Source organism: Paracoccus binzhouensis (assembly GCF_016446475.1).
Classification (GTDB): domain Bacteria; phylum Pseudomonadota; class Alphaproteobacteria; order Rhodobacterales; family Rhodobacteraceae; genus Paracoccus; species Paracoccus binzhouensis.
In genome coordinates this window covers 1-2,043 of sequence record NZ_JAEHFP010000223.1, presented here as the reverse complement: position 1 = coordinate 2,043, position 2,043 = coordinate 1, and the positions used below count along the sequence as shown (strand labels likewise).

The 2,043-nt window shown below is 77.2% G+C and carries 1 protein-coding gene and 1 pseudogene; both read right to left on the bottom strand.

What is annotated here, in order from left to right; all coding sequences use genetic code 11:
* Positions 1 to 1,590 (bottom strand): iron chelate uptake ABC transporter family permease subunit (locus I9P22_RS24035; protein ID WP_199262731.1); only part of this gene is annotated, 1,590 nt, incomplete at its 3' end.
* Positions 1,587 to 2,043, bottom strand: a pseudogene (locus I9P22_RS24030) (iron-siderophore ABC transporter substrate-binding protein); the annotation flags it as partial. The gene I9P22_RS24035 and the pseudogene I9P22_RS24030, both read right to left, overlap by 4 nt.

The following is a 2,043-nucleotide window of genomic DNA, read 5'->3' as shown; positions in this document are numbered from 1 at the left end:
CAGCGCCAGCGCCAGCCCGGCCAGCGCCGCGGCGCCCAGGGGCGAGACCTGCGCGGCGCTGCCCGCCAGCCAGCCCAGGATCACCCAGGCCGTGCGGTCGTCCGAGGCCATGATCGCGCCCAGCACCGCCGAGGCCAGCGCGCCGATGGCCAGCCCCGCCAGCAGCAGCCGCGCCGGCGCCAAATCGGCGCGCAGCGCATAGCCCGCCAGCCCCGCCAGCGCCAGGGCACCGCCGGCCGAGGTTCCCAGCGCCAGCATCAGCGGCCCGGCATCGCCCAGCGCCAGGACCGTGACCGCATAGCCCAGCGAGGCGCCCCCGGTCACGCCCAGCACCTCGGGCGCCGCCATCGGGTTGGCGGTCAGCCGCTGCAGGATCGCCCCGGCCCCCGCCAGCAGGGCACCGGCCGAGGCGGCGGCCAGGATCGCGGTGGCGCGCAGCGGCAGGAAGGTCTCGCGCAGCTGCGGGGGAATGAAGCCCCAGCCCTCCGGGCCGCGGCCGCCGAACAGGGTCAGCACGGCCAGCAGCAGGCAGGCCGCAGCCAGCACGGCCAGCAGCCGCCCGGGCCGGGCGGCGCGGTGGCTGCGGCGGTCGCCGTCCTCGGCCTGCTGGGGCACCTGCGCCTTCATCCGGGGCAGCAGCCAGATCAGCAGCGGCCCCCCGATCAGCCCGGTCAGCGCGCCGGTGGGCAGACTGGGACCGCCTGCTGCCGCCAGAACCAGCAGCAGGCCGTCGGCCAGCGACAGCACCAGCGCCCCGGCCAGCGGCGCCCACATCAGCCGCTGCAGCAGCGTCCGCGCACCCAGGCTGCGGACGATGGCCGGCGCGGCCAGCCCGACGAAGCCGACCAGGCCGATCTCGGCCGAGACCAGGGCCGACAGGGCGACCGCCAGCAGCAAGGTGGCGAAGCGCAGCGGCGCCAGCCGCAGGCCCAGGCCGTGCGCGCCCTCGGGGCCCAGCGACATGACCATCAGCGGCCGCGCCAGCCCGGCCGCCAGCAGCAGCGCAGGAACCAACGCCAGCGCCAGGTGGCAACTGGCCGACCAGTCCACCTGTGCCATGGAGCCGCCGTTCCACATCACCAGCGACAGCAGGTAATGCCCCTGCGCCAGCGTCATCGCGGTCGCCACGGCCGAGGCCATCAGCCCGACCAGCATCCCGGCGATGGTCACCGTCACCGGCGCGAAGCCCCGCCGCGCGCCCAGCGCCATGACCAGGGCGGTGGCCGCCCCGGCCCCGGCCAGCGCGATCGGCAGGTTACCCGCCACCAGCCAATGCGGCGCGAAGATCGTCGCCGCCACGATGGCCAGCTGCGCGCCCGGGGCCGTGCCCAGCGTCGTCGGATCGGCCAGCGGGTTGCGCAGCACCGCCTGCATCAGCGCCCCGGCCAGGCCCAGCGCCGCGCCCGCCAGCAGGGCCAGCACCCCGCGCGGCATCAGCCCATAGGCCAGCAGGATCTGCCCGACCGTCATGTCGGCGGGCCGCCACGGCAGGGCCGGCCAGTCGCCCGGCGGCAAGGCCGACAGCGCCGCGATGCCCCACAGCGCCAGCGCCGCCAGCCCCGTCCCCGCGGCCAGGACCGCGCGGCTCATGCCCGGGCCTCCAGCGCCGCGACCAGCTCATGCGCGAAGCGCAGCGCCGAGGGGATGCCGGCAAAGGGCCGCAGCTCTGGCAGCCGGTGGACGCGCCCGGACCGGACCGGCGGCAGGCTGTTCCACAGCGCCGCCGAGCCCAGCCCGCGTTCGGCCTGGGGCGGGATGCGGCCGATGACGACCAGCCGCGCCTCGGGATATTCGGCCAGCTTCTCCAGCGGCACCGGGGCGGCGAAGGCAAAGCTGGTGCGCGCCGCCCAGGCATTGCGCAGCCCGATCGCCCCGAGCGCGCCGCCAAACAGGCTGTCGGTGCCGAAGACGCGGATGTGCCGCGGATCGCCCAGCTGGAACAGCAGGCAGGGCCGGCCGGCAAAGCGCGCGGCGCGGCCGGCCAGCAGGGCAAATTCGGCCTGCGCGGCGGCCTGGGCGCCCGGCCCGGCGGCGGCATCGCCC